Annotated in this window: 2 protein-coding genes and 1 rRNA gene; all 3 read right to left on the bottom strand. The window is 39.0% G+C overall.

Annotated features, from left to right (window positions below; translation table 11 throughout):
* Nucleotides 1-62, bottom strand: a 16S ribosomal RNA gene (locus AC1DUW_RS23265); the annotation flags it as partial.
* A 449-nt stretch (nucleotides 63-511) separates the two neighbouring features.
* A complete protein-coding gene (gene ptsG, locus AC1DUW_RS23260) occupies nucleotides 512-2,581 on the bottom strand; it encodes a glucose-specific PTS transporter subunit IIBC (RefSeq protein ID WP_053348898.1) in 2,070 nt (689 codons plus the stop codon).
* A gap of 215 nt (nucleotides 2,582-2,796) precedes the next feature.
* Nucleotides 2,797-3,639 carry a glucose PTS transporter transcription antiterminator GlcT gene (glcT, locus tag AC1DUW_RS23255; RefSeq protein ID WP_053348899.1) on the bottom strand — a complete coding sequence of 281 codons (843 nt, stop codon included), beginning with the start codon at nucleotides 3,637-3,639 and terminating at the stop codon, nucleotides 2,797-2,799.
* Nucleotides 3,640-3,774: the final 135 nt, after the last annotated feature.

Below are 3,774 nucleotides of genomic sequence, written 5' to 3'. Positions count from 1 at the left end.
ACTTGCATGTATTAGGCACGCCGCCAGCGTTCGTCCTGAGCCAGGATCAAACTCTCCGAAGAAATGTTTGACTTGCTCATTTTGCTTTTTGATAGTGTGTGCTCACTTAAAAAATTAACGTTGGCGCTTTGTTTTGTTCAGTTTTCAAAGAGCAATTTTATCGCTGCTCTGTTAGCGACTTTATTATCATAACACCTTTCAAACAACATGTCAACAACAAGTTTCATCTTTTTTCTTTCTTGTCGTCGTTGTCTCAAGCGGTGTATTTAATATAATAGCACCTGCATACAGACAAGTCAATTTAATTTTGGATATTTCTTCGTTTTATTTCATTGACTCTCATCTTCTTCTATATATAATGAAAATCCATATCATTCTTTATAGGTAAATAGGTTAAACTATCGGGTTTTTATCTCCTATCATTCATCTTAACCTTAAAGACTTATCCTGTTAATCTGGATAAATTGAAACAGGGGGCAACTTATTACTGTTGCCCCCTGTTTCATAACCCTTATTTATTGAAAGAAATAATGTTAGCTTCTTCTTTATCTACTTTTCCGCTCTTTTCAATCTTCACGCTTTCTCCTTCAGAAAGGTTGGTAAAGACGATTGGTGTGATTATAGAAGTGGCATTATTTTTGACATACTCAATATCCACTTTAAGTAATGGCTGTCCGCTTGTCACCTTATCTCCTTGAGCGACAAGTGCTTCGAAGCCTTTACCTTCTAATTTAACTGTATCTATTCCCACATGTATTAAGATTTCACGTCCCGCATCAGAAACAATGCCTATTGCATGTTTAGTCGGGAACAGATTAACGATCGTTCCATCTACAGGTGAAACAACTAATCCATCCACCGGTACGATTGCAAAGCCGTCACCCATCATTTTTTCAGCAAAAACCGCGTCAGGTACTTCGCTAATCGGCTTGATTTCTCCTTTAATAGGTGAAATAAAATCCTCAGAACCAGTATCTGTCCGTAATGGTTTTGGAACAGTGTCCTCAATTTGATCCTCTACACCCTTTTCAGGAGACACTTCAACTTTACGAGGTCTTTTTCCATCAATTATATCTTTCATTTGTCCTTTAATTGTTTCAGAACGAGGACCGAAGATGGCCTGGATGTTATTCCCTACTTCTAGTACCCCTGCCGCACCAAGTTTCTTCAATCTATTTTTATCAACGTTATCAATGTTATTTACTGACACACGCAGGCGGGTGATACATGCATCTAAGTGAGCGATGTTTTCTTTTCCGCCCATTGCATCCAAGATATCTCCAGGAAGACTTCCAGCTGTACTTGTAGCCCCTTCTTCTTCATCCTCTTCTTCCACTTCACGACCAGGAGTTTTAAGATTAAACTTCCGAATCGCAAATCGGAATCCAAAGTAATAGATAAGCGCAAAGACTAATCCAACCGGAATAACAATCCAAGCATTCGTTTGAGGATTAATCAAACCGAACAGTACGTAGTCTATTAAACCACCTGAGAACGTCATCCCGATTTTCACATTTAGTAAATGCATAGTCATGAAAGAAAGACCAGCAAACACACAATGAATACCGAAAAGTACCGGTGCTACAAATAAGAATGCAAATTCAAGTGGTTCTGTAATCCCAGTCAAGAACGATGTAAGTGCAGCCGAAGCCATCAAGCCACCGACTATTTTCTTTCGTTCTGGTCGAGCCTCATGATAAATAGCTAAAGCGGCTGCTGGCAACCCGAACATCATGAATGGGTATTTACCAGTCATGAAGGTACCAGCTGTTAAATTCTGTACCCCATCTTTAATTTGAGCCATGAAGATGGCTTGGTCCCCTCTGACTGGATTCCCCCCACCTTGAGGGATATAGCTGCCAAATTCAAACCAGAATGGGGAATAGAAAATATGATGCAATCCAAATGGAATTAACGCCCGTTCTACCACTCCGAACACGAATGCTCCAAGAGTTAGGTTAGCACCCAACATATTTTCCGAAAATGCATTTAACCCTGATTGTATCGTCGGCCAAATCAAAATCATCAACAACCCAAGTACAACTGCGCTTGCAGCTGTTACAATGGGTACAAAACGTTTACCGGCAAAGAATCCTAAATAAGAAGGAAGTTCAATTTCATAAAATTTATTATACATTATAGCAGCCATGACACCGACAATAATACCGCCGAAGACGCCCGTTCCCAAAGTTGGAATTCCAAGAACATTGCTATACACAGCACCATTGTTCTCAATGTCAGCAGCATCAATTCCAAGTACCGTTCCCATTGTTACATTCATTATCAAGAACCCGATGATCGCTGCCAGCCCGGCAACACCATCTCCACCAGCTAACCCAATTGCGACCCCCACAGCAAACAATAGCGGAAGATTCCCAAAAATAATATTTCCGGCATTCTCCATGACCGATGCGACCATTTCTACTCCACCACTCGCAAGAAACGGAGCGATATCCAACAAAGTTTCGTTTTGCAATGCATTACCAAACGCGAGCAAAATTCCAGCCGCTGGCAAAATTGCCACAGGAAGCATTAAAGCTTTTCCGATTTTTTGCAAAACACCAAACAACTTCTTAAACATAGGCTTTCCTCCTCTATACTGTTTTTAGGCTAATAAAAACGTTTACATTATAATGACTGAATTCATCCTCTTATGTGTCTGATTTTGGAATACAAAAAAGGCATAAGCAAAGATAGGATTGAAATGAAAATTCAGGTATATAATACCCTCTTTCAGAACAATCATTCTCCTCACTTATGCCTGATCGAATCAGTAACACGTAAGTTAATGTATTTTTATTTAATTTTCTTTTGCAATCGTTGAATATGCATCGTTAGATAGACAGCTTCCGCATCAAAAACCGGTTTGCCTAATTTCTGTTGCATAATTTTTATTAGCTTCCATGAAATATTGTAACACAATGGATATTCTTCTTTCAATAGCAATGCGATTTTTTCAGGTTCGTCTACCTCTTCCCCTGCCATTACACGGTCTATCATGAATCTTAAATGACGAACCAGACGCGTATAATCAACGCTATCCTTATTAATTTGTACTTCCAACTGTTCTTCAACGACTTGGATAAGATGATAAATTAGTTGCGAGTGCTGATTGACTTCCGAGAGGTCTTTATTCGCTATTGCACTATGAATATGAAGCGTAATAAAACCAATTTCACCTTGTGGCAGTCCTATACCTGTCTTATCTTCGATTAGGTCAATGACATCAACTGCAATATCATGTTCAAAAGGATAGAGGGTTATCGTTTCTTTTAAGAATGGGTTTTTAATAGTCATTCCTTGCGAAACACGCTGAAGGGCGAACAGTAAATGATCGGTTAATCCGACATGTATATGTTCATTAAGTTTCCCTGACACTCGATTGTTAATAAGATGAATGGATTCAATTATTGCTGCTTGCAGATTTTGATCAATCTTTGGCAAAAGCTTTTTGTAGCTTTCCTGTTCTTTCACATTTTTTAAAACAAACGTTTTCTCTGCAAGATCTGGACTTAATTCTTCGCCTTTCTTTCGGTTGAATCCTAAGCCCTTTCCAATTGAAACGACTTCACCATACGACGAATGAGTGGCAATCACCACGTTATTGTTCAAAACCTTTTCAACGATAAAACCATTCATTATTCTCCCTCATTTTTTCGAAAAATCATCCATATGTCCTATACCGGATAAAATACTTGGTACTTTTACTATACACGAATTGACCTTTCCCTTACAACATGAAAGAAGGGCCCCATAAACGGGACCCCCTCTCAC

Source organism: Peribacillus sp. P4_C12 (assembly GCF_056402095.1).
Note: the sequence above shows the minus strand (reverse complement) of the source record. Positions and strands in the feature narration are given on the sequence as shown.

Coding starts and splice junctions, on each gene's coding strand:
- glcT (WP_053348899.1), bottom strand. CDS start 3,639: ATGAATGGTTTTATCGTTGAAAAGGTTTTGAACAATAACGTGGTGATT.
- ptsG (WP_053348898.1), bottom strand. CDS start 2,581: ATGTTTAAGAAGTTGTTTGGTGTTTTGCAAAAAATCGGAAAAGCTTTA.